We start from the raw sequence: 23,327 nt of genomic DNA on the forward strand, positions 1-23,327 counted from the left end.
CGGTGCTGCCGGGCTAGGTCAATGCGGCTTCGGGTTGTTTGGCCAGGCTGTCGATGGATTGTCCGGGCACGCAGCCCATCAGCAAGAGCACACACATGCTGGCTGCGGTCACCACGCTCAGAAACCGAGTCGTTCTTCGCATCGTTCTCCCTGCCTGCGGCGTCGCGTTGGTCAATTGGGATACTAGGGCACGGTCGGGTCAGGAGTGTTGCTGTCAGAGTTCGAGGGCGCGTTGTCTGGTTGCATGGTCATGTAGCGCCACTGGCCTCCGGTGTAGATGAGGCGGAGGTGGGCTGTGACTTCACCGGGAACACCGTTCTTGACGTAGTCGAAGGTGATCGGGGTGAGCGTGAAGTCCGCCCCGGCACTAGTTGTGACGTAAGTCGTGGCGCCTGTGGGAGTCAAACCTGTGACGCTGCCGCCGCCGGTAGCGCCGATGGTGGCGACGAACTGTTCCCGGGTGAGCCCGTTTCGCAGGCTCGGGTCTCCCAGGTCGTAGAGCGCACCCAGGTCTGTTGCCTTGATCGCTGTGATGACCGCGGTCAGGGTGGGGCCGGCGTTGTGCGGGGCGGGCGCAGCTTTCAGGGTGAAGTGCTTGCCGTTGATCCACACTTCCACGTTCGCGGTGCGCGCGGTCGGGTCGTCATGACCGATGACTTTGATCGTTGCCGTGCCCGCTGCCCCGCTCGGGACGGGTTGGGCGATGTCGCTGGTCAGCACGGCCGAGGCATACTGGGTGCCGGCACCATCGAAGCGGAACTGTTCGTCGTGGGCGCTGTGTGGGTCCAGGGTCGCCGTCTTCGCGGGGACGACGAGTCCCACGCCCGGTGCGCTGAAGTAGAACTGGCCCACTCCAGCAGCCGCGGAGTCCAGGTCGATGCGCAGGTATGCGCCGCTGGCTTGGTCACGGAAGCCAACGCTGGGATCGCTGAAATTCACGGCCGCTTCCGCGTGGCCGGGAAGGTTGGCGACGACCAGTGCTGCCAGGCCGATGGCGGCGAGGCCAGCCAAGCAGAAACGAGTGCGTTTTCTCATGATGGTCCTCACGGTTTGCAGTTGTAGGGGGTGCCGTTGGCACGGCCGTTAAGCAGAAGCACCAACTCGTCCTCCGCACTGATCGAAGCATTGGTCTGGCAGTCATCGACAAGGGTCTGGCCCATGGCAAATCTGACGTTCAGGTGCTGCTCCGGGGCATCGAACATGGGGACTGCCCCGAGTTCAGTTGACTCAAAGGGTTAGTGGTTTCAGGCGGCTTTGAGGGCCACGTTTATTGTCTCAAACTCGATCGGGGTGAGCTTGCCAAGGCGGCGTTGCCGGCGCTTGCGGTGGTATGTCCGTTCGATCCAAATCACCATCGCGAGGCGCAGTTCCTCTCGGGTTGACCACCACTTCCGGTCGAGGACGTTCTTCTGCAGCAGCGCGAAGAAGGACTCCATCGCGGCGTTGTCGCCGCATGCGCCGACGCGGCCCATCGACCCGGTGATGCCGTTGTTCTTCAGCACGCGCAGGAACGCGTTGGAGCGGAATTGAGAGCCTCGGTCCGAGTGCAGGATCGTGCCGTCGATGGTGCGCTGACCGATCGCGTTCCGGGCCGCGGCGACGGCCAGGGACGCCTTCATCCTGGAGCCGATGGAGTAGCCGACGATCTTGTTCGAGTAGACGTTTTTGATCGCGCAGAGGTAGATCTTGCCCTCGTCGGTGCGGTGTTCGGTGATGTCGGTCAGCCAGAGCTGGTTCGGGCGTGTCGCGGTGAATTTCCGTTTGACGAGGTCGTCGTGGACGGGAGGGCCAGCCTTGCGCGTGAGGCCGCGTTTCTTCGCGAACACGGACCAGAGTCGCTGCTGCGAGCACAGCCGCCAGACCCGGTTCTCACCGGCCGTGAGGCCCGCCTGGTGGAGCTCGTCGGCGATGAATCGGTAGCCGAACGCAGGGTCGTCCCGGTGAGCGTCCCAGGCAGCGTTGGTGAGGTGGGCGTCGTCCCAGTCGCGCTGGGAGACTGGGTTGCGCTTCCACTGGTAGAACGCTTGTTTAGAGAAGCGCAACACCCGGCAGGTCACCGTGACGGGGACACCGTCGACGGCCAATTCACGGACCAGCGGGTAGATCATTTTGGGTTGACGTCCCGGGAGAGATAGGCCACTGCCCGCCGCATGACCTCGGCTTCCTGCTCGAGCAGCCGGATGCGCTTCTTGGCATCCCGGAGCTCGGTGGATTCCTTCTCGGTCACACCGGGCCTGACGCCTTCTTCGACGTCGGCTTTCTTCAGCCAGTTCGCCAGGCAGGACTCCGAGATCCCGAAGTCCTTCGCGATCTGATTCAGCGGGGCTTCGTGCTTCCGGGCGACCGCGACAACGTCACGGCGGAACTCGGGTGGGTAGGGCTTGGGCATGATGACATCTTTCCAGCGAAGACGAATCTCCACAGGTCAGGAGTCAACCAAACCGGGGGCAGTCCCGTGGCCTGACCCAGGGCGATGGATTCACTGGGCGGATACAAGGGATCCCAGGTGTAGCGGTGCAGTTGAACGAATTCCCAGTTCTGTGCGCCGCGAGGTCCATTGAGGAATTTCTGGCCACCCTCTGCTGACGTGTCGGTTGGTTCGTCTGCGCCGCGGAGCACGACATCGTCGCCCAGTGAGGTGTTGTCGCCGTAATTGAGTCGAGTTCGAATTATTTGTCGAGAAGCGTTCCTGATAACTGCTGCGTAGCTGAGCCGATAGAAAGTGCCAGGAAAAATTCGGAGCGCAATGTTTGCGAGAGGACAGCACTGACCCGTAAGGGGAACCGCGAGCGTTTCAGCACCAGAGGCGAGCCAAAGTTCCTCGCCTCCCCAGCCGCGGCCTGGATCGACGCACCAACCTCAACCATCCAGGCAGAACAAGCCAAATGAACTCACGCTTGCCTCATCCAACTGGACGTTACGAGGTGGCGTTCGACTTGACTGTCGGTGGGTCGGGTGAGAATGGATTCATGAAGATCGTCCTGGTTCCGCCGCTGCTCTGCTCCCCCCTCGCTTACGCGCCGGTGATCGACACTGTCTGGTCCCACGGTCAGGTCACCATTGCCGATACCCGCCATGACGACACGATCGCGGCAATGGCTGAACGGATTCTCCGCGAGAACGCCGGAGAATTCGCCATTCTTGGTGCCAGCATGGGAGGGTACGTCGCCTTGGAAGTCGTCCGGCAAGCACCCGACCGAGTCACCGCCCTCGCCCTCGTGAGCACGTCCGCCCGAGCCGACACCACAGAGCAGGTCAAGGCGCGGTCCAGCCAATCCGCACTCGTCGAGGACGGGCATTTCGACGCCCTCGTCGACGCCGCCTTCCCCGGCGTCGTCGCAGCCAACAACGAGTCTGACCAGGCGCTGCTGGCCACATGGCGGGCCATGACAGCGCCAGTTGGCCCGGGCGCCTTCCTGCGCCAACAGCGTGCTGTCGTTCAGCGCTCTGACCTCCGCTCGATACTGCCGTCGATAACGTGTTCCACGGCGATCATCCACGGGGCTGCAGATCGCCTCATTCCCCTCGCCGCCGCCGAAGAAACAGCCGCCTCAATGCCTGCAGCCACATTCACCATCATCGAGGGCGCCGGCCACTTCCTGTTCCATGAACGGCCCGCCGCCGCACGAGACGCCGTAGACACATGGCTCGAGTCAGCTGAATAGCTGAACCGCAGCCATGTGATGCCGCCAGACAACGTTCAACCACCGGGCCCGCGTGTGTCCGGGACGCCTCGGCAAAACCTTCAAGCCCTCGAATCCGACATCCGCAAATGGGTCAAGGGTTGGAACGAGAACCCGAAGTCATTCATCTGGACCAAGCCCGCCGAACAGATCCTCGAATCCCTCAGCAGACTTCTACAACGAACTAACGCTAACGGCGCAGGACACTAGCGAGGTCGGATGCATCACTGGCCCGGCGACAGCTCCTACCCGCTCGGTGTCAGCCCCGCGTCGGGCCTGCCTGGCACCGCGGGCCGCATCGTGGCGAGGCTCGCCGCGAACCGGCCCCCGGGGGCGAGGGCCGCCACCCGGTCGGCATCGGCGACCGTGTCGACGTCGGTGAGGTGTGGGAGCCGCCGCACCCGGAGCCCGGCCTCGTGCAGGCGGGCGAGCTGCCGGGCGCCGGTGTCGTCCTGGGACATCGGGATGCCGCGGATCAGGTCGCCACGCGACAGCACGCCGCTCGACTGCACGCGACGCGACAGCAGGCCGCGCGGGTCGCCGAGCGCGAGCGCCCAGAAGCCGCCGTCGTTCGCTGGGCCGAACCAGGCATCCGTGGTGTCGTCCCAGTCGGTGAAGACCGGCTCGAGCAGCGCCGTGGTGACCTGGGGTGTGTCCATGCCGATGAGGAGGGTGGGTTCGTCGAGGGAGTCGAAGATGGCCGCGAGGCGTGCGTCGAGACGGCCGGACGTCTGGGGCAGGATCTCGAAGGCGTCGGCGGCGACCGGCGGCGTGACACCGTCGAAGGCGAGGATGCGACGCGTCGCCGGGAGAGCCCCAACGGCCGCGAGCGTGTCGTCGAGGCTTGCCGCCGCGAGCAGCGCCGCCTGCTCGAGGCTGAGCGGCGGGTGCAGCCTGGTCTTCACCCGACCGGGCAGGCACTCCTTGGCGATCACCACGACGGCCGTCATCGCCGAGCCCCATGCAGCAGGGCGGACATGTCGCCGATCAGGGTCACGGTGTTCATGTCGCTGCCACACGATGGGCAGGCCGACCGATCTCGGCCTCGATTGCCCGATCCCCTCGCGCGAGAGGGGGCCGGGCGGCGTTGACTACCTCGGGGTGAACGTTCGAGCCCGACGCCGAGGCCGCCACAATCATAAGCAGCACGTCGACCGCGTCGTCGACTCCGCTATTGGTGAGGAGTCCGCCCGCGCTAGCAAGAACCGAGGTCGCCTTGAACCCTGTCGATCTCATCGCCCCCCTCGTCTCTAACCACGTACCACCTATTCTGGCCCGACGGTGACTGCCCGACACTGCCTGCCCGACAATGAGCTCTGGGCTCGCCAGCACCTCGTCGAGCGTCGGGTTCGCCGATGGGTCGAGACCCTCCTCCTCGCGGCCGGGCACAGAGTCGATGCCGAGCCCCATCGGAGTGAATCGGTCGGTCGACCCGAGACAGCAGCGCCGAAACCACGAGTCGTGGACGAAGACCAGGTGGCGCAGCGTTTGCACAGCCGACCACTCGTCGTTCACACGCTCGTGCTCGATGCCCGGCGACTGCCGCATGCGCGCCACGGTCGCCGCACAGCCGGTGCGCAGCTGCCGCCACCCTCGGCGAACGTCGGCCAGGTCGTCCGATCTGATGAGTCGGCGGACCGGGTGAGGACGGTCGAGCTCGGCCTCGACGTTCTCCATGACTTCGACGCCGTTCACAACGAGGTTGGTCACCAGCCCGTCGATCACGGTGCCCTGCATAACCACGCCGATCAGACGGGTGTTCTTCAGGTTGCACTCGCGGAATTCCGCGCCCTTCAGGTCCTCGTCCACGTCCCGTTTCATGCTTGGCAGGCTACGCCCGGCCCCGACGCCTCCGAACGCTGTCCCGCAAGCCCGTCGGCTTGCGCGCCAACGGGGAGGCCATCGCTTGTGGCTTCTGATCGTGCTGATGCTGCATCGCGTGGCAACCCTGTAGAGGGTTGTTCGGGGCCTGCCCACTCAACGCAAAGGGCTTTCGAGGGGGATGCGTGGCTCGCACCGTTTCAGGTGCGGAGTGCGCTGGTGGTCGTGACGATGGGCCTGTTGGACCTGCCAATCAACCGTGGTGTCTTCAACCACGTTTGGGCATCGGCCATGAGGTGATCCAAATGGCGGTGAGAGCAGTGCCGAGTCCGGTCATTAGGGCGGCGGCGTTGACAGAACCGGAGATGATGCCGATAGTCGCAGCGTAGGTGACGAGGCGAACCAGCCCGACGACGATGAGGATCGCGCCGGCCGCTAACAGGAGCGCGGGCATTCGCAGTGCACAGCCGAGCGCGGCGAGGGCACCGAGTCCGACCAAGACGAGTGCTTGCACAAGGTTGACAGATATGAACTGTAGCGGTGTGTAGTCAAGCAGCGAGAACAACGAGCTGAGCGCAGTGAAACCGGCGACGATCAGGCCGCGGGTGCGCCAGATTGCTGAGGTGGAAGCTGTACCACCGGTAAGTGGGGTGGCGCTCATGAGAGGGCCATTGCAATCCGAGCCGGCCGGCCCGAGGCGAGCGACCACCGGGGTCTCAGCAGTCCATCGACGCCGGCGATCCTTCCGGCGGCGGTTGCCAGGAGGACGAATTGCGCTGCGAACATCAGGTAGTAGCTCCATTGCCACTCCCCGGGGGTGTTCAGCACCGAGAGAGTGATGGCGATGGTCTGGAGAATGCCGATGGCCGCCCAGAAGCGTGTCAGGAATCCCACGAGCAGGAACGCGCCGAGACAGAATTCCGCGATCAGCACCCCCCAGCCGAAGAGCGCGAAGTTGGGGAAGATGACATTCTGCACCAGCCAGCTGAAAGCTCCGAGCACCGGATGCTCCACGGCGTCAGCGGTGTACTGGTAGAGGCCGTCGTGCGCGGCTTGCCCGAAGTCGGGCGGGCGTTTCCAGTTCACATTCTGTAGCCACATCAACCCCACGGCGATCCGCACGGCGGCGAGCACCGCGCGAGTGAGACGCCCGGAATCAATCTGGTTGATATGTGCCGGTGCGGTGGTGCGGGTGATGGTCATCGCGTTCTCCTTTCGTTTCAGGCGCAGGCGAACATCGACGTGGCGGACGTTGCCGATGACCACTGTTGAGTGAAGAGTTCGCTGACCCGGTCGAGCGCGGGAGCCAGGGGGAGTATCTGGCGACTCACGAGCGCGTTTTCGTCACGGGCGGCGACGGGATGCCAGTAGATACCGTCCGCCGTCACGGTCACCTCGGGGATCAGTGATTCGCGCGTGAATGCGACCCCCTCTTCGGCGACGCCTTGCAGCGCGATGGGGCGGATGACCTGGTCGGCTCGCGGGATCCCAAGCCCGTCGAAGAGCGCGTGCAGCTGATCGAGGGCCGGGTCGTCGTGCGCCGAGATCGTCGCGGCGACCCGCACAGTGAATCCTTCGTCGAGTGCGACTCGGATGCCGGCGAGTGCCCGTTTCCAGCTGCCGACACCGCGGTGGGAATCGTGTACCTCGGGGGTGGGTGAGTCCACACTGATTTGGAGCGCGAAGCCTTGACGTGGCATCGCCTGTAGTTTGCGTAGCCCGTGGCCGCGGAACAGCATCCCGTTGGTCAGTAGTGTGGTCGGCAGCCGGTCGACGCAGGCTCTCACGATGACGTCGATGTCCGGCAGCAGGAACGGTTCGCCGCCGGTGAGGTAGAGCTCTTTCACGCCCCAGTCGGCGGCCTCGGTGACGAGTGCCTGAATGTTGTCGATGCCGAGCAGGCGCGGGTCGGTCTTCGGCGACGACGCGACGCAGCAATAGTCGCAGGCCAAGTTGCAGTGAAAGTTCGTGTAGAGCCAGAGCCGCGCTCCGGGCATCCGGTCGGCGGGGATCATGCTGCCAGGATTGCGTGGCCGGCCCCGGCACACGGTCACGTGGCCGGTGTCCTGCTCGACCATCAAAGTGCTGACGAGGGTGTTGCCCGTTTTCTCGCACCATCGGCGCACGAGTTCCAGTTCGCTCGCCGACGCCACCGCAAACTCTGCCGTGTCGCCTTCGGCCATTTGCTCCACGGTCCGCATCAGCGCCATGACTACCATCGGGCGTCCACGCCCTGCTCCTTGATCGCCGCAAACAATCCGTTGTAGCCCTCGAGGTGTGGCTCGACCCATCGGGTCAGACCCTCCAATTCGAGGATGCGACGGTGCGCCGGCACCTCCCAGTCCATCGCGAGCAGCTTCGCCACCCACGGTGCGTAGACCGACTCGGGCAAGGTGTCGAGGGCGGTGAACATGCAGTGCGAGTAGGTTTCGGTCTGCCAGACCGGCTCCAGCATGCCCGGCATCAGGTCGCCGCGGCCGATGTTCTCCCACACCGTGATACCGATCGCAGCGACATCAGCGTCACCGGCAAGCACCGCATCGATCGCGTCCAGCTCACTGCGACCGGTGTCACCGTGCTTGCCGATGTCACTGTTGAAGCGCTGAATGTGCAGGTGATCGACATCCACTCCGGCTTCGCGCAGATAGTGCAAGGGCAGAATCGCGGCATGCGCTGAGTCTGCCGATCCGAGTGCCAGGCGCCGGGTCGCGATATCGCCGGGGCCGGACCAGCCGCTTCCCGAGGCCGCGACGAACACCGTCGAAAATGTGGCGTCCGTGTCGCGCATGGCCAGTGGCCGCACGTGCCCGTCGGTCTGAAGCACAGCCCGCGCATACGCAAGATTCGTGTTCCAGGCGATGTCGATCATCCCCGCTTGCAGCGCGTCGACCAAGCGGCCATAGTTCGAAAACAACAGGAAATCCATCGCCGTATCCGGTTCATCGAAATATTCGCGAATGCCTTCCCAGATGGGAACAACGTTGGGCGTGTAAGCGACCGCTCCAATGAGCAGGGGCGCTCCGACGAGTTTCGACATCAGGCGCTCAGAACAGCGGAAGGCCGGTGACAGCCTTCCCGTAGAAGTCGTAAAGCACGTCGGCGGTCGGGGCCATGACCGACCCCGCACGCGCATCCCGGAAGGCCCGCTCGATAGGTAGGTGTTTTGAGAACGCCGCTCCGCCACACACCCGCATCGCCGATTCGGTGATCATCAACGCGGCATCGTTCGCGGAGGCCTTCACCCCGAGCACGAACAACGGAGTATCCTCGGCGGGGCTCGCCACTTTCGCGGCCGCCTGTGCAAGGTAGGACTTCTGCGCCATCAACGCGATGCTCATCTTCGCGATCTGTGCCCGAATCGTTGGCAAAGCGGACAGAGCCTGGTCCAGGTGCTCCAGCCGGGCACCGGTCACGTGTGCGACCGCGGCATCAACAGCTGCGGTGCAGAGCCCGAGCGACACTGCGGAGTTGCCCAGGTTGAACCAGGGAAGCACGGTGGCCATCATCGTGCCAAACCCGCTGCCCGGCTCACCGAGACGATAACTGGACGGAATAGTGACCGCTACCGTCATCGGGCTCGACGCATTGCCGCGCAGCCCCAATCCGCTCCACGGACCGGCGATATCCAAACCCGGCGTCGCCGCCGGGATCGCGTACAGGTCGACGGTCTCCGGGTCGACCGCACTCTTCGACGACATCACATACACGTCGGCATACCCGGCCGAGGTCACCCAGCTTTTATAGGCCGTGAAGCGAAGGCCAGCCCCGTCGACTACCGACTCGGACACGGGAGCCCAAAAGTGCGATCGCGACCCCTTCTCACTGAACGCGAGCGTACCGAGCACCTCGCCCGAAGCCATCCGCGAGAGAAGTTCCGGCATCGCGGCAGGCGGGGCGGATGCCACCGTCACCGCGGCCGCGACATGCATCAGGTAGATCATCGCGGTAGAGCCGCACGCCACCGCAATTGCGCTCAGCACCTCCGTGAACTCGACCGGCCCGGCCCCCATGCCGCCAGCGTCCTCGCTGATCACCAGGCCGAGCAGCCCGCTCGACCTGAGTGCCGCGACTGAATCAACAGGGTAGCTGCCATCGGCATCAACCTGTTGGGCGTGAGCGGCGGCTACTGCCGTTACCCGCGCTACAGCTTCTTGGAGGGTCGACTGCGTCATGGTCATCCGGTCTCCTGGCATCGCTGCTCAATTTTTTCGACACCGCTCAAGCGGGATCGACCAGCTCAGTATCCCCCACAGGAATGTCAGGGCTGCAAGAAAATAGTTACGAGTGTCTAACGGTGCGGGGGGCTCATTGCTGACTGCCATCGCATCGACCGGCGGTTGAACGCGGCAAGCAACCGTTCGGCAGGAGGAAGTGCTCGTTTCTCCGCGTCGGGAAAGCCGTCATAGGTATAGGTCGCGACGGCCATTGGGGATCCTGCACGGCCGAGCGCGTACCGGAGCGTCGAGTCGTTTCGGTGGCCGCAGATCAGGATCCCGACGGTCGGCGTATGAGTGCCGAGCCTCAGCCGGTCGTCGAACCCCGGGGTGGTGCGATCTTCATGCTTCTCCTTTGACCGCAAAGGTAGCCGAGACCATAGTCAAATGATGGAAAGCGCGTCGCTACGCTGTCCGAATGGACATCCTTACAACGGCCCTATCGAAAGCGCCCGCTGCCGGGTCGATCATCGGCGTGCCAGTCTCAGTGTGGCTCCCGCCGTTGGCCGTGCTGGTAGTGGCATTGTTCGGTTTCTGGAATACCAGTCGAGCTACAAAGCGCGCTGGGGAGAATTCGGACGCCTCTCTGAAGCGCACGATCACGGCAGATAGGCAGGCGCGGCTGCTGGAAAAGCAGATGCTCCTCTACGCCGATATTTTGACTTTCATCGCCCAACGGAGCCAGCACAGAAGCGCCGTACTAAACATGGGCAAGATCGAAGGTGTCGATATCCCTCAACAGTACGAATCAACCGATCGATTCGCTTTATCCGGGCGCGCAGAAGCCATCGCTCGACGATCCGTACTGAACGCTTGGAACGCCTGCAACAAAGCCGACGAGGACACGGTAAGAAAACAGATCCTCCAAGCAAAAATCCCCAAAGTGTGCGACGCGGGAATGAAGGCATACGCCGAAATCGACGCTGCGCGAGTCGAGGCTGAGAGGCAAGACGGATTGCTGCGAGATGCCATCCGGATCGCATTGCACAATCGAACGGACGATGACGGACTTGGTGATCTTTGAGCCACGGAAAATGTTCAGGGCTTCGGTGCGAGTCCTTCACCAAGCTCGACTCCAAGATCTCCAAACGCTCCGAGATGCCCGAGCCAAGCCATCGATGTCCACCACATCAAGACGGCGTCGCCGATTGCTCGAACCATCGCGGCTTCTAATCCGTCATCCGTTGCAGTCTCGCCGGAGACCGCCGATGCCGCTTTTCGACGATCATCGGCGCTGAGTCAATGGTTTTCATCGCCGGTGCAGGGAGGTGCCCGCTGACGGGATTCGCAAAGTCGCTGGGCGATGAACGCGGCTCAGCCACCGACGTACCTGCCAGTCTGGTTTGCCAGAAATCTTCCGGCACGCCACATTCCACTCTTCGCCATCACGATCTGGCTCCACGTGCGTAACCTGCACTCACAACAATAGAATGCCCGTCCAGTTCTACGAACGACACCGACGTTCGGCACTTCTCGATCGCGTTTTGCCGTGTTCAGACGGCCCGGTTAGGGCATTTCGTCGCATTCCTGATCACCGATTCGGCAAGGCGCCAGGGCTTCTCGTTGGCGAGATGAGCTGTCAGGGCGCCATTAGCGGTACCACTCCTCGTCCGTCTGAGCCAAACGCGAGGGATGCAACTCGTCGCCGAGTCCGTAAAAACGCTGAAAATTCATGATCAGAGGCCGCCACAAGTTCGGATCGATACGATTCTTCGACCCTTTCACGCGGATCGACTCGTGGACATGCACCCTCGTGATCCTGGCTTCGAAAATGAACGTGTCGCCATCGGCCGGGTCATCTTTCTCGAGGGGACGCGAATGAACGATGCGGGCTTCGAGATTGACGGGGCATTCGTCGATCCGTTCTGCTCGAACGGTGTCACCCGGCCGGGAATGCAAACCCGCACGGTTGATCTTGTCGGGCTCATAGCGGTATCCGACAAGAGCCTTGCCAGGAGGAACCGGCATGTGGCCGGTGGTCAAAGCGATCCTATCGACCGCATCGACCAGTTCGGCAGTGGGGAGGTTGATGACGCACTCGCCGGTGTCGAGGAGGTTCTGTGCTGTCAAGGAGCGGGCGCCCATGCCGAGGAGTGCGGTCTGGCCAAGCCAGAAGACAGACGACATCGGGGCGGTATTAGTTTCACCGTCGCGGTCGACCGTGCTGAGAAGAGCAACGGGTGTTCCGAAGTAGAGAATGGCCGGGTCGATGACGGTGTGCGTCGGCATGGGCTTCTTTCGGCGAGAGGGGCTAGTCGGGGCGAGCTTCGCTTCAAAATTACCCGAGCCGCCATCCAATGACTGGCGGAAATCCGACGTCGCGGCCACGCATCGGTGGGCGCCCGCAACCGGAATACTCAGTCCATAGACAATTCGATAACAAGAAATATAGAACCGTCTATGGGTGTTTCAAAGCCGTGTCGTTATGGGACAGCAGACAGACCCAATTCAACAAAGCGCCGCCAACACCAACCCGCAGAGGGAAGGGAAAGAAGCTTTGAGCTTGCCCACAGCGGATTTGTGCACTTCGGTTAGGATGCTGGCGACGCGTGAGCGTTCCGGGGGGATGCTCCTATCGGGGAGCCTCGTCAGGTTCGATTTCCTGAGTCCTCCACCAAAGTGCAATTCCTCACCGTTCGCTCGCCGTCCCAGACTCCTGAGTCAAGTCGATCGGCCCCCGATACCGAATACTTCTTTCAGGAACCGGTTGCGGGCAACTGTCATGGGCTGCAGAAGAAACCCGTTGGCAGGAGGTACCTTGGCCACATGGCTGACGTCAGCAGTGCCAGATCAGGGTTTATGCGTTGGATGGTCGGCAGGCCACGTATCTGGTTGGTGTTGTTTGGTGCTGCATCGGGCTGGCTTGGATTCTCCTAGCGGTATTCGAAGGACCCGCTATGACGCGAATCCTGCTGGGGGCACTGTGGCTCGCGCTCGGGGTCTTCCAGGGTGCTATCGCTCTGCATGATCGGAAACACGGGCGGGGATTCCATCAAACGCCGCGGAATATGTCAACCTGTATGAGTCATATTCTCTAGGCGGTCATTGAGTTCGTTCCTGCTTTCTCGGGTTCGTTGATCCAGGTCGTTGTCGGGAACGTTGGTGGCCGCGGGTGCTGCCGAACGAATCGTTCGGGGTGGGCGGCATACGCGGTCGTGAGTACGCGGGCGCGGGCGTGCTGAATGACGGGTGCGCGGCCGTGGTGGACGTTGAACGGGGTGTGCATACCGATGCCGGAATGGCGGTGCTCACCGTTGTACCAGGCGTAGAACTCGGTGCAGAATGAGCGCGCCTCGGCGAGGCTGTAGAACCGGTCGGGGAACTCGGGCCGGTACTTCAAAATCTTGAAATGCGATTCGCTGAATGGATTGTCATTGCTCGTGTGCGGGCGGGAGTGGGACTTGGTCACGCCCAGATCGGCGAGCAGGAACGCGACGGGTTTCGACGCCATCGAGGACCCGTTGTCGGAATGGATCGTCAACTGGTCGCGGCGAATGTTCTGCTTCTTGATCGTGTCCAGCAGGAGCCGCTCGACCAGCTCGGCGGATTCCCGGGTCGCGACCATCCAGCCCACGACATACCGGGAGTAAATGTCGATGATCGTATAGAGGTGGAAGTACGACCATTTGGCCGGACCCTTGAGCTTGGAAATATCCCACGACCACACCCGATTGGGTCCGGTCGCGATCAGTTCGGGCTTGACCCGGGCCGGGTGCGTGGCCTGAGCCCGCCGCTCCCCGGTCTCACCGTGGGCGCGGAGCAGGCGATACATCGTCGCGACCGAGCAGAGGTAGGTGCCCTCGTCGAGGAGGATCGCCTGGATCTCCGCCGGCGCCTTATCCACGAACCGGCTCGAGCGCAGCACCTCCAGAACAGCGGTGCGCTCCGGCTCGGTCAGCGCGCGCGGTTGCGCCGCCGGCTCTGGCCGGGGCCGCGGCGCTGACGGCGGCGCCAGGGACCGGCGGTGGTGGCTGTAGTGCGTTGCCCGGGAGCGTCCCACGGCCCGGCACGCGTCTCTCGTGCCCACGAGCGGGACGAGCTCGGCGATGGTGGCCTCGATCATTTCTCGGTGCTCTTCTCGCTGCTGTTGGTCGAGAGTTGATCCAACAGAGCCGAGAGTTTTCCCTGGATCGAGATCACCTGCCGCGCGGTATCCAACTCGCCCGAGAGCCGGAGGTTCTCTCGCCGCAGCCGGGCCGCGTCCTTCTCCGCGACGCTGGCCGGCGGCGCGCCCGCCGGCCGCGCCAACGCGACCAGCACCCCCTTCTCGCGCTGGTCTCGCCACGCGCTCACCAACGAGGTATAAAGCTTCTCCCGGCGCAGAAGCGCGCCGCGGCCCTGCCGGTCGAGACGGTCGTACTCGGCCAGAATGTCACGTTTGTATTTGGCCGTGTAGGTCCGCCGCCGAGCACGCTCGGGAACCTGGGGATCGGGAACATCTTCCATCCCGACAGCCTGCCCGGTCGAGCTGGGTCCTGCCATCACTGTGTTCATCAAGGGGAAATCCTTCCCCGCCCTCTATGACACTATTCGGGACGATCCCGGTGCCTCACCCAAGGTTGACAGAGAGGGCACCGTCGGCAGTCGCCGTAAGCCGGACCCCTACGGATACTCCCCCGCGTTCGCTGGCCACAATGATCTGAGTGGGCCGCTCATTCGCGTATGCCCCGCCCGCAAAGGATTCGGGGTGCCTTTAACGCGACAACAATTCGACCCTTCCGACCGTCTTGTATCCCTAGAGATATAAAACGTCTCACGACTCCCGTTTCTCGCCTTCGCAGATCGACGGAATCTCGCCTGCAGCAATTCTCATGACTACGTCACACAACCTCCTGCTTGAATTGCAGTACTCACCGTTAGTTCTGAAACACTCGGGATCACCAGTTCCGACCTTGCCGTTCCCACCGCACACGCGTGTCCCGCACAGCCGGCATTCAGCCCACCCGCCTACCGTTGACGGCGGAGTCCCCCACTCCAACAAACGAGCCCCGGCACATTCCTCGCCTCCCCCAGGTGCAGGGAAGCCGGGGCTTTTTCGAGGCCACCGGCGCCCAGCCCGGCTGCGCGAAGACGCTCTCATGCACGCCGCGGCCGGGGAACAGCATCGTGTCGACGCTCGTTGAATAGTAGGCCGTTGGCGCTGACACATCGAATACACCGCGGCCTCCGACAACTCCGCGACGTCGTCCCAGCCGAGCCCGAGCCGCTCTGTTGCAGCGAGCACAGCCCGAATACTGTGCCGGGACATCCCCTGAGCAGACTCGATCGCCCGTCGCGACAAACCCTGATTTCGCTGCTGCAGGATCTGCTTCGCTTTGATCTTCCGTACCATTGCCGGTACTCCTTCCACCACGTGGCGCTCACATGGTGGGAGGAGCTTTTCAGGTGGTGCTCAACCACGCCGGCAGTGGGGCTGAACGATACGAATCACGCATCTGAACAGTGGGGCTCAACCGCACCACAGGTGGTGCCCAACGAAGCCAATATTCAGCCCGGCAACGGCACGTAACCGCGCCTTGCCATCGATCGTTTTAATCCGCCCGCCTTCAACGCGTGACGAGTTGAGGCCGAAGTATTCGAATGTTCCGCCATCGACCTCAGCGACGAATTCGCGGAAGAGCTCGTACTTGGTGCCGATATTCTTCCCGCCAAAAGTCACGTTCTTATCGCCAATCGTCGAAGAGGCAGACCTGCCCCCAGGGAGCGCCCGCTGTCGTACAGGTCCACCCGGAAGCCTGCCCGGTGTAGATACCATGCCGATGCGATACCCGACCAGCCTCCTCCCACGACGATTGCATGCGGGGCATAAGTTGTTTGTGTGACGGTCGTTCTTCGTTCTCCAATTGCAGTGAATTGTTGGACGGTGTCTCAGGCTGGCTGCAGCTCGTAAGAATCGATGCGGCCACGCCTTCTGCAAGTCCCGGGCTCTGTCGCGCCCATGAAAAGTGATTCAGGGGAGCCTCCCCAGGAACGTCATTGCCGTAGCGCCACCGGGTAACTTTGGCGTTCGAGATTTTTTGGGACAAGTGATCGACGCAACCAGGCGGAGCTAGCCGGTCGCCCTCGATCTCAATGAAATGCACGCTCACTCTCACGTTTCTCATTGCGGCCTCGTAGTCAAGGTCTGAGCCCGTGGCGCGATAGCGACCTGTTCTCACCTGCGCGGCCCAGTCATGCATCCGGACACGCGATTGGCGCCCACCGAAGCGGAAGAGCACTCCTGGCCAAAAACCGATGCATCTCGCTACCAATGCGATCAACTGGGATAGCACCAGATTCCGTAATCGCCGGAAACCAACGAATCCGCCGTACCACGCGGAACCAGTCGCGATTAGAACGAGCCCCGTAACTGTAGTGGGGTGCAGGCCGGAGAACACAAGAGCGAGCTGGCCACCAAGACTGTGACCGATGAGCCACACGTCTCGCCCTGGAAAGTTCTGTTCAATTGCCGCAACAATGCGTGGGAAATCCGATTCAATAACTTCTCGGTAGCCGCTCGTTTCCTTCCGGCCTGGCGCGGGAGAGCTTTCGCCTTGACCTCGGAGATCCACTGTGACGCAGGTCAACCCCAGGGCACCGAGCCGTCGAGCGAATCGCTCGTAGAAGCGTGCTGCCGCCCCTAGCGCGGGAAGGAGTATCGCAACCGGGCCGTCGTCGTCGGGAGACGGTGCGACCCTGAGCGAAAATTTCGTTCCGTCGTCAAGGACGATATTCGCGAGCTGAGCGTTCCGCTCGCTGTTGGAGCTTTGAGACTCGCCACGAGTTTTCTTGGCAGGGTTTGTTACATACGAGATCGCGATGCCGTGCCCAATCATTTTGGACCCAGTCGGTTCACGTGTCGACAGCGGCCACGAGGACATCACGCTTCACGAACATCCCCCGGGATGAATGTGGCAGACCCTCACGCTGCTGTCACGTCAGCACAAATGCCGACTTACCAAAAAAGTAAAGCCCTGCTAAATTACTCCGCCATCGCCGAGGGCGTGTGATATCTTCTGGTCGCTAGCCACTCCCCCGGTGATCATCCGGAAAACGTTCACGACGGCCTGGTGCCTAGGAGCGTGAGTCAGTAACGCCTATTGGGCCTTGATGCCAAGGAATGCCTCCGATGTCGTCGGGTCGGGTTGGGGCGTTGCCGACGCGATCGTCATGGGCTGCGGCTCTGTATCCGTTCGCGTGCCCATCAAAAATAGGGCCACGGCCGCTTTGACGGCGCAAGGCAGGATCGCTGCCGCCCGTCAGGGCGATCTCGCCCTGGTCTTTAGGCTGCCGGGCGGCCTCTCCAGGCATTTTGCGTGGCGAGGAGGGCTTTGGTGTGCAGGGTGTGGAGCTTCATCAGGTTGTGGCAGGCAGCGATCAAGTCCCACTCGTGGGCTGCTTGTTCCAACCCGCGAAGCAACAGGAATTTTCCTTGCCGGGTGTGGATTTGACCGAACACGGGCTCCACGATCGCTTTGCGCCGCGCGTAGACGGCGCGGCCTTTTTTCGTCTTCAACTTCCGGGCCATGCGCTCCCGAAGCGTCGCATCGGCGGGGATCCGGCCCCGAGGAACCTCGGGAACACGTTCGTTATGCTTGACCCGGCCGGTCGCGATGAAGAACTCGGTCCCGCCGTCGCTGGCCATCTCAACGGTCTTGGCGTAGTCCAGGTTCGCGGCTGAACAATACCCGGTATCGGCGAGGACCTGCCCCGGCAGAACCCCCGCCGCGACATGGAGTTTCTCGAGCAGGGGCACGACCTGTTCAACATCCACGCCAACATTCGTCCGCGTCGTCGCGACGATCACTTGATGATCCGCATCCACGATGGCCTGCGCGTTGTAGGCGTAATGGAAGGACCCGTCAGCGGTCTTCATGATCCGCGCGTCCGGGTCGGTGAAATTGCGCTGAGCCCTCGGGCTCACGACCGCGTTCTTGGCCGCGTCGTCACCCTTCTGCGCCACAGCATCGTCATCATCGCCCGTGTCCCGGGCTTTCTTCTCGGCCTCTTTCCGAGCCCGGGCCGCCGCGTCGGCCTCCAACGCGGCCCGCACCTCGGCGAGTTCCACCAGGCGCGATTCCCGCCTCGCGAGCTCCGGCGGGAGTTCATCGCCGCGTTTGTCTTTCCCGAACCGGGCATCCTCGGCCTCGTCGATCGCGTCCGCATCGGCCAGCAGGGCGGAGACCTCGGCGGCGAGGACTTTCTGCTTCTCCGTCAACCGGGCGTAGCTCATGGCCTTCCGCCGGGACGCGTTGGCGCGCACCTTGGTGCCGTCCAACGCGACCTGCCCGAGCGACACCATCCCGGCCGCACGACACAGTTCCAACGCCTGTAAGAACACGTTCCACAAGCTCGCGAGGTGGCGTTTGCGGAACCGGGCGATCGAGCGGAAATCGGGGGCCTGCTGCGCGGCCAACCAGCGAAACGCGACCACGTCCACGCACACGCGTTCCAGCTCCCGCGATGAGCGCACCCCGACGCAATACCCGTAAAGCAGGACACGCACCATCAGGCGCGGGTCATACGGCGGCTACCCCTTCGATTTCGCATACGACGCATAAAACTTCGACAGGTCCAGCTGGGTTTCGACGATATCCGCGATGAACCGAGAGAGATGATTCTGTGGCAACCACTCATCCAGCGACGGTGGCACCAACATCACCGCGGCCGGCTCGAACGCGCGGAACCGTTTATTCACCCCGCCGCCAGCCTCAACACCGTCCTCAACGACCGGGTCGGCGTGCTCAAGACCAGCCGCAGGAAAGAGACCATCCGAATCGCATACCCCATTTTCCCAGACCCAAAACCCCATCCCAAGAAATCCAACGGCGTTTTAAACTTCGCCGTTACTGACCCACGCTCCTAGTGGGTGAGCTGGCTAATGCGCTGCGGTGAGAGGCCGAGAATCCGGGCGGTGTCCGCCTGGCTGAGTCCGTCTGCGGTGAGGGCCTTAACTGCTTCGCGGTTGAGCCTGGCAGCTTCCGCGACGGCGGCCCGGGCGTCCTCTTCGTTCTTCTTCGCGAGCGTCCACAACTCGGCAGCGTGCGGCGGAATTTCTACCGTCACCTGAACCTCAATTTGGTCCTCATCTACGTCGAGCCACACTGCGGCAATGTCGCGGGCGGCGGCGTCAATGTCTTTGACGCTGCGGGCCTGCCCGATCGCCGTTATGCGGGTGTCTCCCCCTCGGGGTGATGGTGAGGTGAGTTCGGGAATTTCGATGGTCCACCACTTGCCGTCTCGGTAGGCGCGCGCCGTTAGGGTTCGCTTCGTCGTTGTCGTCATGGTCATGAGAGCGCCTTATCTGTCTGGGTCAACTGTCGGTCTATGTCCTCTAGAAGGTTCGCCGCTATCTCAGCTAGCGCGTTCAAATCGTTTACGTGGAACTGGTTTGGCTGCTCGTTTTGTTCCTCGTTTTCGGCCTCTGCGCGGGTGCGGTCGGCGTAGCCTTCGAGGGCTAGCGTGAGAACGCTATATGCGCGGTCCTCGGTGAGGTCCAGCACGACGTGGAACGGTACGTTTTGCTCGGCCATGGTCTGTCCTACTTCCAGCTCTGGGGGGTGTTCGGGAATGCGTCGGTGATCTGTCGCACAACTCCCGCTGACAGCTCCTTGTGCCCCGGAATGGTGATGGTCTGAGTCTCGTCCTCGGAGACCCAAATCTGGTGACCACCCTTGCCGGGCCGAAGAAGAAACCACCCCTGCGAGCGGAGGAACTTCGTTACGTCCCGGTATTTCTGCGGCTTCGTCATAACAATAGTCTAGTCCCCCCTAGTGTGCAATATCAAGGGGGGACTAGATGTTTAGCGGTGGTGCTGGTCTCCCTCGTCGTCGGCGGTGGCGTGCGCTTCTATCCAGTAGTCGGCGGCGGCGGCGGCTCCCACGGCGCGGAGCATTTCGGAAAGGGCCTCGACCTCGCCACAGGTGAACCGGGGGCCCATGTCGCGCGCTAGGTCCGCTTCCTCGAAAACGTCGACAAATGCGACGACGGGGTGTGAGTCAATGGTGATTGTGGGCATGTCTGGTTCTCCTTCTCTATCGGGCGGGTGTGGTGACGGTGCAGAGGTTCACGCGGTGGAGGATCGCTTGGGCAACCTGCGTGGGGCTGTAGACGTATTCGATGTAGTGACCCGCGACGTAAAGCCCGTCGGGCAAAGTCGCATTGTCGATGGGGTTGCCCTCGGGAGTGAATAGAACTAGGTCTTTTCGGTCGCTGTCGGTGCTGATGAGGTTTTGCGCTGCGCGGTATCCGGCGGCGGTGTAGTTGCGGTGGCTATTGATTCCGTCGCAGCAATAAAGCACCTCACGGGGCATCTCTTCGCCGTCTCCCGCGACTAGGACTGTTCCGGCGTCGTCGTAGCCGTCCGTCATACCGTTGAAATGGCGGCCCTCGTAGTGGCCGGTGATCGCGCGCACTTCGAGTTCTGTGGGTCCGTCGCTGTAGCTCACGTTCATCCACGCGACCGCGGTGCCGGTGCTCATGCGAACACTGAACTTCACTCCGGGAAACGCGTTCTTCAATGCGGCACGAACCAACTTGGCGGTGTCCTTGGTGCTGATGTATTCGGTCATGTTCTCTATCTCACTCAACGTTTTTTGCCTTTTCGGCGGTTCTCCGCCCTCATGGAGTGCTGTCGGGGTCAAGCCCCAAGGAGCGGTTGCAGGCCAAAGTTTTGGAGGAGCGCAGCGGAGGAGAAAGTTTTGCCGAAACTGCGACGACGGCTTGACGCCGGCGGCACGGAGTGAACACTCCCCCAGACGAAAAAGCAAAAAAGGCAACGCCCACCGGCCTGCACACTGGGGTACCAGGACTGCCCTATTTCCCCGTCTCGAGTACGGGTCTCGGCCGGGTCGGTCATGGTCCCGGCATGGACCCGGTGCCCGGCTCATTTCACTTTCGTGTCCGTTAGGGGATAGGTTGCCGGATATCTCGGCGAGACATTTCAGCACGAGTGCACCAGGGGACGACTTCATCCCATACGGTCAGCGTGTAGCCCGTGCACGTTGCTCAATAGATTCGGTGTTCCCTACATGTCAAAGTCAACATTTCTTCTACTCACGGTCGTCGTCGGCATGGCCCTGGCGGGCTGCGCGCCCACCGGCTCGGGGCTGTCAACTCAAGCCCCGACCACCCCCGCCACGACCGGAGCGTCTCCAACGACCTCCGCGACACCGTCAGCAGTCTCGTCGACCTCCCCGCCGTCGCCGCTGCCGTCACCGTCGACACCCGGAAACAGCGCTACTGGCGCTGCGGGATGCATCCCGAACGGCATCGCGATCCCCGCGGGCGCGACGACGGCGATCATCGGGGACGTCGACGGCGACCAACAGCCGGACACCGAGTTCTACACCGAGGTCGGTGCGTTCAGCTACGGCATCCATACCGCATCCGGGGCCACGGTGCTCCTGCCCGATGATCTCGCTGGCCCCGGCGCGCACAGCGGATGGAGCGCCCCGCTGGATGGCCCCGCCATCGTCGCGACGGTACTGGATGACGGGCGCTCGGCGTCGCTACACGCGTTCATTAACTGCAGCTTCGTCACAACGATGGGCACAGACGGACAGCCATACCGCTTTTTACTCAACGGCTTCGGAGAGCACGGAACGGGTGTTGCGTGCAACAACCGAAATGGCGGAACCCTCATCGAGGGTGCCCTCGCCCAGAAGCGCGGTGACGGGCTCTACGACATCCAGTGGACCCACATCAATATGTCTGCGGACGGCACGACAGCCACCAACGGGACCACTGAGACCCGGTACGCAGGCGTTGCCGAATCGGATCCCCTGGTAAAGCAGGCCATGGGCAGCTACTGCAACGACGTAACGGAAGTCTCGACTAGCGGCAGGTAACAAAACCCGTGCCCTCATCTCGTAAGCACCTGCCCCCCCGCCCGGGAACAGATGATCTCCTACGTCTTGTATCCCATGGGCGGCTTCAAGGGGTCGTAGCAACACCGTTTGAGTGAGGTGTTGTTGATGGCGTCGAGAGTTGTGTTGAAGGAGCGCGAGAACTTGTTCTGGGTTCGGGTTCGCGAGGGGATGTCGGCGGCGGCCGCGTGTGAGTCTGTGGGAGTGAATCGCAGACAGGGATATCGGTGGATCAAGGCCGCTGGCGGGCGAATTCCCGTTCCAGCCGTGGCCTCTTCGGGGCGCTATATGGGTCAAGAGGAGCGTCTACGCATCGCGGATCTGCGGCTGGGCGGGGCCGGTGTTCGCGCGATTGCCCGGGATTTGGGGCGCTCCGCGTCGACGATCAGCCGGGAACTGCGTCGTAATGCCCACCCGATTACGCGCAGCTACCGGCCCTATGCCGCTCAGAAACGGTGCGTGATCAGAGTGGCCCGGCCCAAGCCGAGCAAGCTCGACGACCGGCTGCTTGCCGCCGCCGTCGAGGAGCGGTTGCGGAAGAACTGGAGCCCGCAGCAGCAGTGACGACCTCGCGGTCGTATTCGCCGGCCAGGCCGAGCTGCAGGTCTCGCACGAGTCGATCTATCAAAGCCTCTATGTCCAGAGCCGCGGTTACGTCGGAGTGCGACTGCACCTGCACCTGCGACGGGGCCGATCAGCCAGGAAACCACGGGGAAAACATCTGAACGCGCCGGGCAAGATTCGCGACAAGGTGATGCTGAGCGAACGCCCCAAAGAGGCCAACGACCGGAAGGTCGCCGGCCATTGGGAGGGCGACCTGATCGTCGGATCCGCGTCAGGATCGGCGATCGCGACTCTCGTTGAACGCACGACCCGGTTTGTCGTCTTGGTGCACCTGCCCAACGGCCACAGCTCCGCTGCAGTCCACGACGGCCTCATCGACGCCCTGGACGCCCTGCCCGTGCTGTTGCCGCGCTCGTTGACGTGGGATCAGGGAACCGAGCTGGCCCGGCACGTGGACATCACCAAAGCCACCGGCGTTCCGATCTACTTCTGCGACCCCGCCTCGCCCTGGCAACGCGGCTCGAACGAGAACACCAACGGCCTACTGCGTCAGTACTTCCCCAAAGGAACCGACCTGAACGCCCACAGCGCTCAACGCCTCCTCGAAGTCGCCACTGAACTCAACGAGCGGCCCCGCAAAACCCTCAAACGCAGCACCCCAGCTGACCTGCTCAGCGAGCTAGTCTCAAGGAAGGAAATAGCCCCTGTTGCTTCCACCGTTTGAAATCGACAAACGGTATTGACCCTAACGGAGACATTCATCGCCCTTCCCCCAGACGGCGCCCTCCACTACGATTGACTGCACGCAGCCGATGAAGCAATTGGCGGCTGCGCGCCCTGTGCACGAGTTTGCTCCGATTCAGAGCTAATCGTCTGGTCGGATCTCTGATGACTGAGTGACCATTTCCAGCCGACAAGCGAGAAGGAACATACCGTGACTGACAGCCAAACCCCCGCAGATCCCGCAACCGTTGTCGGCCACGATGTGCACAATATCAAGGACTGGACAGATCTTGGTAGGGAGATGTGGTCCTACCTGACCGGCAAGAATGCCGCGATCAACTACAGCTTCGTCGACATGACGGTTGAAGTGCCGCGTGACATAGGGCCGGAATCCCCGCGCGCCACCTGGAAACTGAACGGCACCCTCAGGGTCACCACGAGCGAGAGTTCCGGTATCGATCCGATCATCAAGTAGC

Annotated in this window: 25 protein-coding genes and 2 pseudogenes; 6 read left to right on the top strand and 21 right to left on the bottom strand. The window is 62.6% G+C overall.

From position 1 onward, the window contains the following. Nucleotides 1-183 precede the first annotated feature (183 nt). From RHM57_RS10425 to RHM57_RS10435, 3 genes are all read right to left on the bottom strand, one after another. The gene (locus tag RHM57_RS10425) at nucleotides 184-1,035 is read right to left on the bottom strand and encodes a hypothetical protein (protein WP_322187965.1); all 852 of its coding nucleotides are present in this window, start codon (nucleotides 1,033-1,035) and stop codon (nucleotides 184-186) included. Between the two features lie 8 nt (nucleotides 1,036-1,043). Then, nucleotides 1,044-1,202: a hypothetical protein gene (locus RHM57_RS10430; protein WP_322135541.1), complete on the bottom strand. Its 159-nt coding sequence runs from the start codon at nucleotides 1,200-1,202 to the stop codon at nucleotides 1,044-1,046. A 42-nt stretch (nucleotides 1,203-1,244) separates the two neighbouring features. Beyond that, nucleotides 1,245-2,389, bottom strand: a protein-coding gene (locus RHM57_RS10435; protein ID WP_322135540.1) for an IS3 family transposase whose coding sequence is annotated in 2 segments (ribosomal slippage) — nucleotides 1,245-2,110 and nucleotides 2,110-2,389 — 1,146 coding nt in all. Because the reading frame shifts where the segments join, the coding sequence is not laid out codon by codon here. 580 nt (nucleotides 2,390-2,969) lie between these two features. Between RHM57_RS10435 and RHM57_RS10440 the strand changes: the two genes are divergently transcribed. Beyond that, the gene (locus RHM57_RS10440; protein ID WP_322140885.1) at nucleotides 2,970-3,665 is read left to right on the top strand and encodes an alpha/beta hydrolase; all 696 of its coding nucleotides are present in this window, start codon (nucleotides 2,970-2,972) and stop codon (nucleotides 3,663-3,665) included. A 263-nt stretch (nucleotides 3,666-3,928) separates the two neighbouring features. On the opposite strand, the gene RHM57_RS10445 is transcribed toward RHM57_RS10440, so the two are convergent. The 7 genes from RHM57_RS10445 to RHM57_RS10475 all read right to left on the bottom strand — a co-directional run bounded on the left by RHM57_RS10445 (nucleotide 3,929) and on the right by RHM57_RS10475 (nucleotide 9,682). After that, on the bottom strand, nucleotides 3,929-4,633 hold the full coding sequence (locus tag RHM57_RS10445; RefSeq protein ID WP_322135538.1) for a TIGR04282 family arsenosugar biosynthesis glycosyltransferase: 705 nt from the start codon (nucleotides 4,631-4,633) through the stop codon (nucleotides 3,929-3,931). A 52-nt stretch (nucleotides 4,634-4,685) separates the two neighbouring features. After that, the gene (locus RHM57_RS10450; protein WP_322187967.1) at nucleotides 4,686-5,504 is read right to left on the bottom strand and encodes a hypothetical protein; all 819 of its coding nucleotides are present in this window, start codon (nucleotides 5,502-5,504) and stop codon (nucleotides 4,686-4,688) included. A gap of 268 nt (nucleotides 5,505-5,772) precedes the next feature. Next, nucleotides 5,773-6,165 carry a hypothetical protein gene (locus RHM57_RS10455; protein WP_322187969.1) on the bottom strand — a complete coding sequence of 131 codons (393 nt, stop codon included), beginning with the start codon at nucleotides 6,163-6,165 and terminating at the stop codon, nucleotides 5,773-5,775. Further along, nucleotides 6,162-6,707 carry a DoxX family protein gene (locus tag RHM57_RS10460; RefSeq protein ID WP_322187971.1) on the bottom strand — a complete coding sequence of 182 codons (546 nt, stop codon included), beginning with the start codon at nucleotides 6,705-6,707 and terminating at the stop codon, nucleotides 6,162-6,164. Before RHM57_RS10460 ends, RHM57_RS10455 begins: the two co-directional genes overlap by 4 nt. A 17-nt stretch (nucleotides 6,708-6,724) precedes the next feature. Beyond that, nucleotides 6,725-7,687 (bottom strand): radical SAM protein, encoded by a 963-nt coding sequence (locus tag RHM57_RS10465; protein WP_322187973.1) that lies wholly within the window; start codon nucleotides 7,685-7,687, stop codon nucleotides 6,725-6,727. A 29-nt stretch (nucleotides 7,688-7,716) separates the two neighbouring features. Then, nucleotides 7,717-8,541: a phosphate/phosphite/phosphonate ABC transporter substrate-binding protein gene (locus tag RHM57_RS10470; RefSeq protein ID WP_322136679.1), complete on the bottom strand. Its 825-nt coding sequence runs from the start codon at nucleotides 8,539-8,541 to the stop codon at nucleotides 7,717-7,719. A 7-nt stretch (nucleotides 8,542-8,548) separates the two neighbouring features. Beyond that, nucleotides 8,549-9,682: an acyl-CoA dehydrogenase family protein gene (locus tag RHM57_RS10475; RefSeq protein WP_322187975.1), complete on the bottom strand. Its 1,134-nt coding sequence runs from the start codon at nucleotides 9,680-9,682 to the stop codon at nucleotides 8,549-8,551. A 454-nt stretch (nucleotides 9,683-10,136) separates the two neighbouring features. Here RHM57_RS10475 and RHM57_RS10480 point away from each other — a divergent pair, with 454 nt between their 5' ends. Beyond that, on the top strand, nucleotides 10,137-10,742 hold the full coding sequence (locus tag RHM57_RS10480) for a hypothetical protein (RefSeq protein WP_322136681.1): 606 nt from the start codon (nucleotides 10,137-10,139) through the stop codon (nucleotides 10,740-10,742). A 566-nt stretch (nucleotides 10,743-11,308) separates the two neighbouring features. On the opposite strand, the gene RHM57_RS10485 is transcribed toward RHM57_RS10480, so the two are convergent. The 11 genes and pseudogenes from RHM57_RS10485 to RHM57_RS10525 form a co-directional block, all read right to left on the bottom strand. Continuing rightward, nucleotides 11,309-11,947 carry a flavin reductase family protein gene (locus tag RHM57_RS10485; protein WP_322187977.1) on the bottom strand — a complete coding sequence of 213 codons (639 nt, stop codon included), beginning with the start codon at nucleotides 11,945-11,947 and terminating at the stop codon, nucleotides 11,309-11,311. An 805-nt stretch (nucleotides 11,948-12,752) separates the two neighbouring features. Continuing rightward, nucleotides 12,753-14,200 (bottom strand): IS3 family transposase gene (locus RHM57_RS10490; protein ID WP_322189854.1). Its coding sequence is split into 2 segments (ribosomal slippage): nucleotides 12,753-13,843 and nucleotides 13,843-14,200, totalling 1,449 coding nucleotides; the frame shifts between segments, so codons are not numbered across the junction. A 967-nt stretch (nucleotides 14,201-15,167) separates the two neighbouring features. After that, nucleotides 15,168-15,377: a hypothetical protein gene (locus tag RHM57_RS10495; protein ID WP_322135527.1), complete on the bottom strand. Its 210-nt coding sequence runs from the start codon at nucleotides 15,375-15,377 to the stop codon at nucleotides 15,168-15,170. Beyond that, nucleotides 15,374-15,505, bottom strand: coding sequence for an NAD(P)-binding protein (locus RHM57_RS19585; protein WP_369125152.1), 132 nt, complete (start codon nucleotides 15,503-15,505; stop codon nucleotides 15,374-15,376). Before RHM57_RS19585 ends, RHM57_RS10495 begins: the two co-directional genes overlap by 4 nt. A gap of 248 nt (nucleotides 15,506-15,753) precedes the next feature. Further along, nucleotides 15,754-16,578: pseudogene (locus RHM57_RS19590) on the bottom strand (alpha/beta fold hydrolase); the annotation flags it as partial. A gap of 401 nt (nucleotides 16,579-16,979) precedes the next feature. Then, nucleotides 16,980-18,509, bottom strand: a pseudogene (locus RHM57_RS10500) (IS1182 family transposase). A gap of 50 nt (nucleotides 18,510-18,559) precedes the next feature. Beyond that, complete coding sequence (locus tag RHM57_RS10505) at nucleotides 18,560-18,988, bottom strand: hypothetical protein (protein WP_322187980.1); 429 nt, start codon at nucleotides 18,986-18,988, stop codon at nucleotides 18,560-18,562. Next, nucleotides 18,985-19,230 (bottom strand): hypothetical protein, encoded by a 246-nt coding sequence (locus RHM57_RS10510; protein ID WP_322135525.1) that lies wholly within the window; start codon nucleotides 19,228-19,230, stop codon nucleotides 18,985-18,987. The genes RHM57_RS10505 and RHM57_RS10510 overlap by 4 nt, the downstream gene beginning before the upstream one ends. An 8-nt stretch (nucleotides 19,231-19,238) precedes the next feature. Then, nucleotides 19,239-19,448, bottom strand: coding sequence for a type II toxin-antitoxin system HicA family toxin (locus RHM57_RS10515; RefSeq protein WP_322140890.1), 210 nt, complete (start codon nucleotides 19,446-19,448; stop codon nucleotides 19,239-19,241). 51 nt (nucleotides 19,449-19,499) lie between these two features. Next, nucleotides 19,500-19,715, bottom strand: coding sequence for a hypothetical protein (locus tag RHM57_RS10520; protein WP_322187982.1), 216 nt, complete (start codon nucleotides 19,713-19,715; stop codon nucleotides 19,500-19,502). Between the two features lie 16 nt (nucleotides 19,716-19,731). Beyond that, nucleotides 19,732-20,268: an LPD29 domain-containing protein gene (locus RHM57_RS10525; protein ID WP_322187984.1), complete on the bottom strand. Its 537-nt coding sequence runs from the start codon at nucleotides 20,266-20,268 to the stop codon at nucleotides 19,732-19,734. Between the two features lie 459 nt (nucleotides 20,269-20,727). Between RHM57_RS10525 and RHM57_RS10530 the strand changes: the two genes are divergently transcribed. The 4 genes from RHM57_RS10530 to RHM57_RS10540 all read left to right on the top strand — a co-directional run bounded on the left by RHM57_RS10530 (nucleotide 20,728) and on the right by RHM57_RS10540 (nucleotide 23,326). Next, nucleotides 20,728-21,546, top strand: a complete 819-nt coding sequence (locus RHM57_RS10530; RefSeq protein ID WP_322187986.1) for a hypothetical protein — start codon at nucleotides 20,728-20,730, stop codon at nucleotides 21,544-21,546. A gap of 117 nt (nucleotides 21,547-21,663) precedes the next feature. Then, entirely contained in the window at nucleotides 21,664-22,128 is a 465-nt protein-coding gene (locus RHM57_RS19595; RefSeq protein ID WP_322137290.1) for a helix-turn-helix domain-containing protein, read from the top strand. Then, nucleotides 22,073-22,852, top strand: coding sequence for an IS30 family transposase (locus RHM57_RS10535; RefSeq protein ID WP_416173088.1), 780 nt, complete (start codon nucleotides 22,073-22,075; stop codon nucleotides 22,850-22,852). Before RHM57_RS19595 ends, RHM57_RS10535 begins: the two co-directional genes overlap by 56 nt. Before the next feature lie 210 nt (nucleotides 22,853-23,062). After that, nucleotides 23,063-23,326 (top strand): hypothetical protein, encoded by a 264-nt coding sequence (locus tag RHM57_RS10540; RefSeq protein WP_198413482.1) that lies wholly within the window; start codon nucleotides 23,063-23,065, stop codon nucleotides 23,324-23,326. The last annotated feature ends 1 nt before the right edge of the window (nucleotide 23,327 follow it).

The sequence above is a fragment of the Cryobacterium sp. 10S3 genome (assembly GCF_034344045.1).
GTDB classification, from domain to species: Bacteria; Actinomycetota; Actinomycetes; order Actinomycetales; family Microbacteriaceae; genus Cryobacterium; species Cryobacterium glucosi.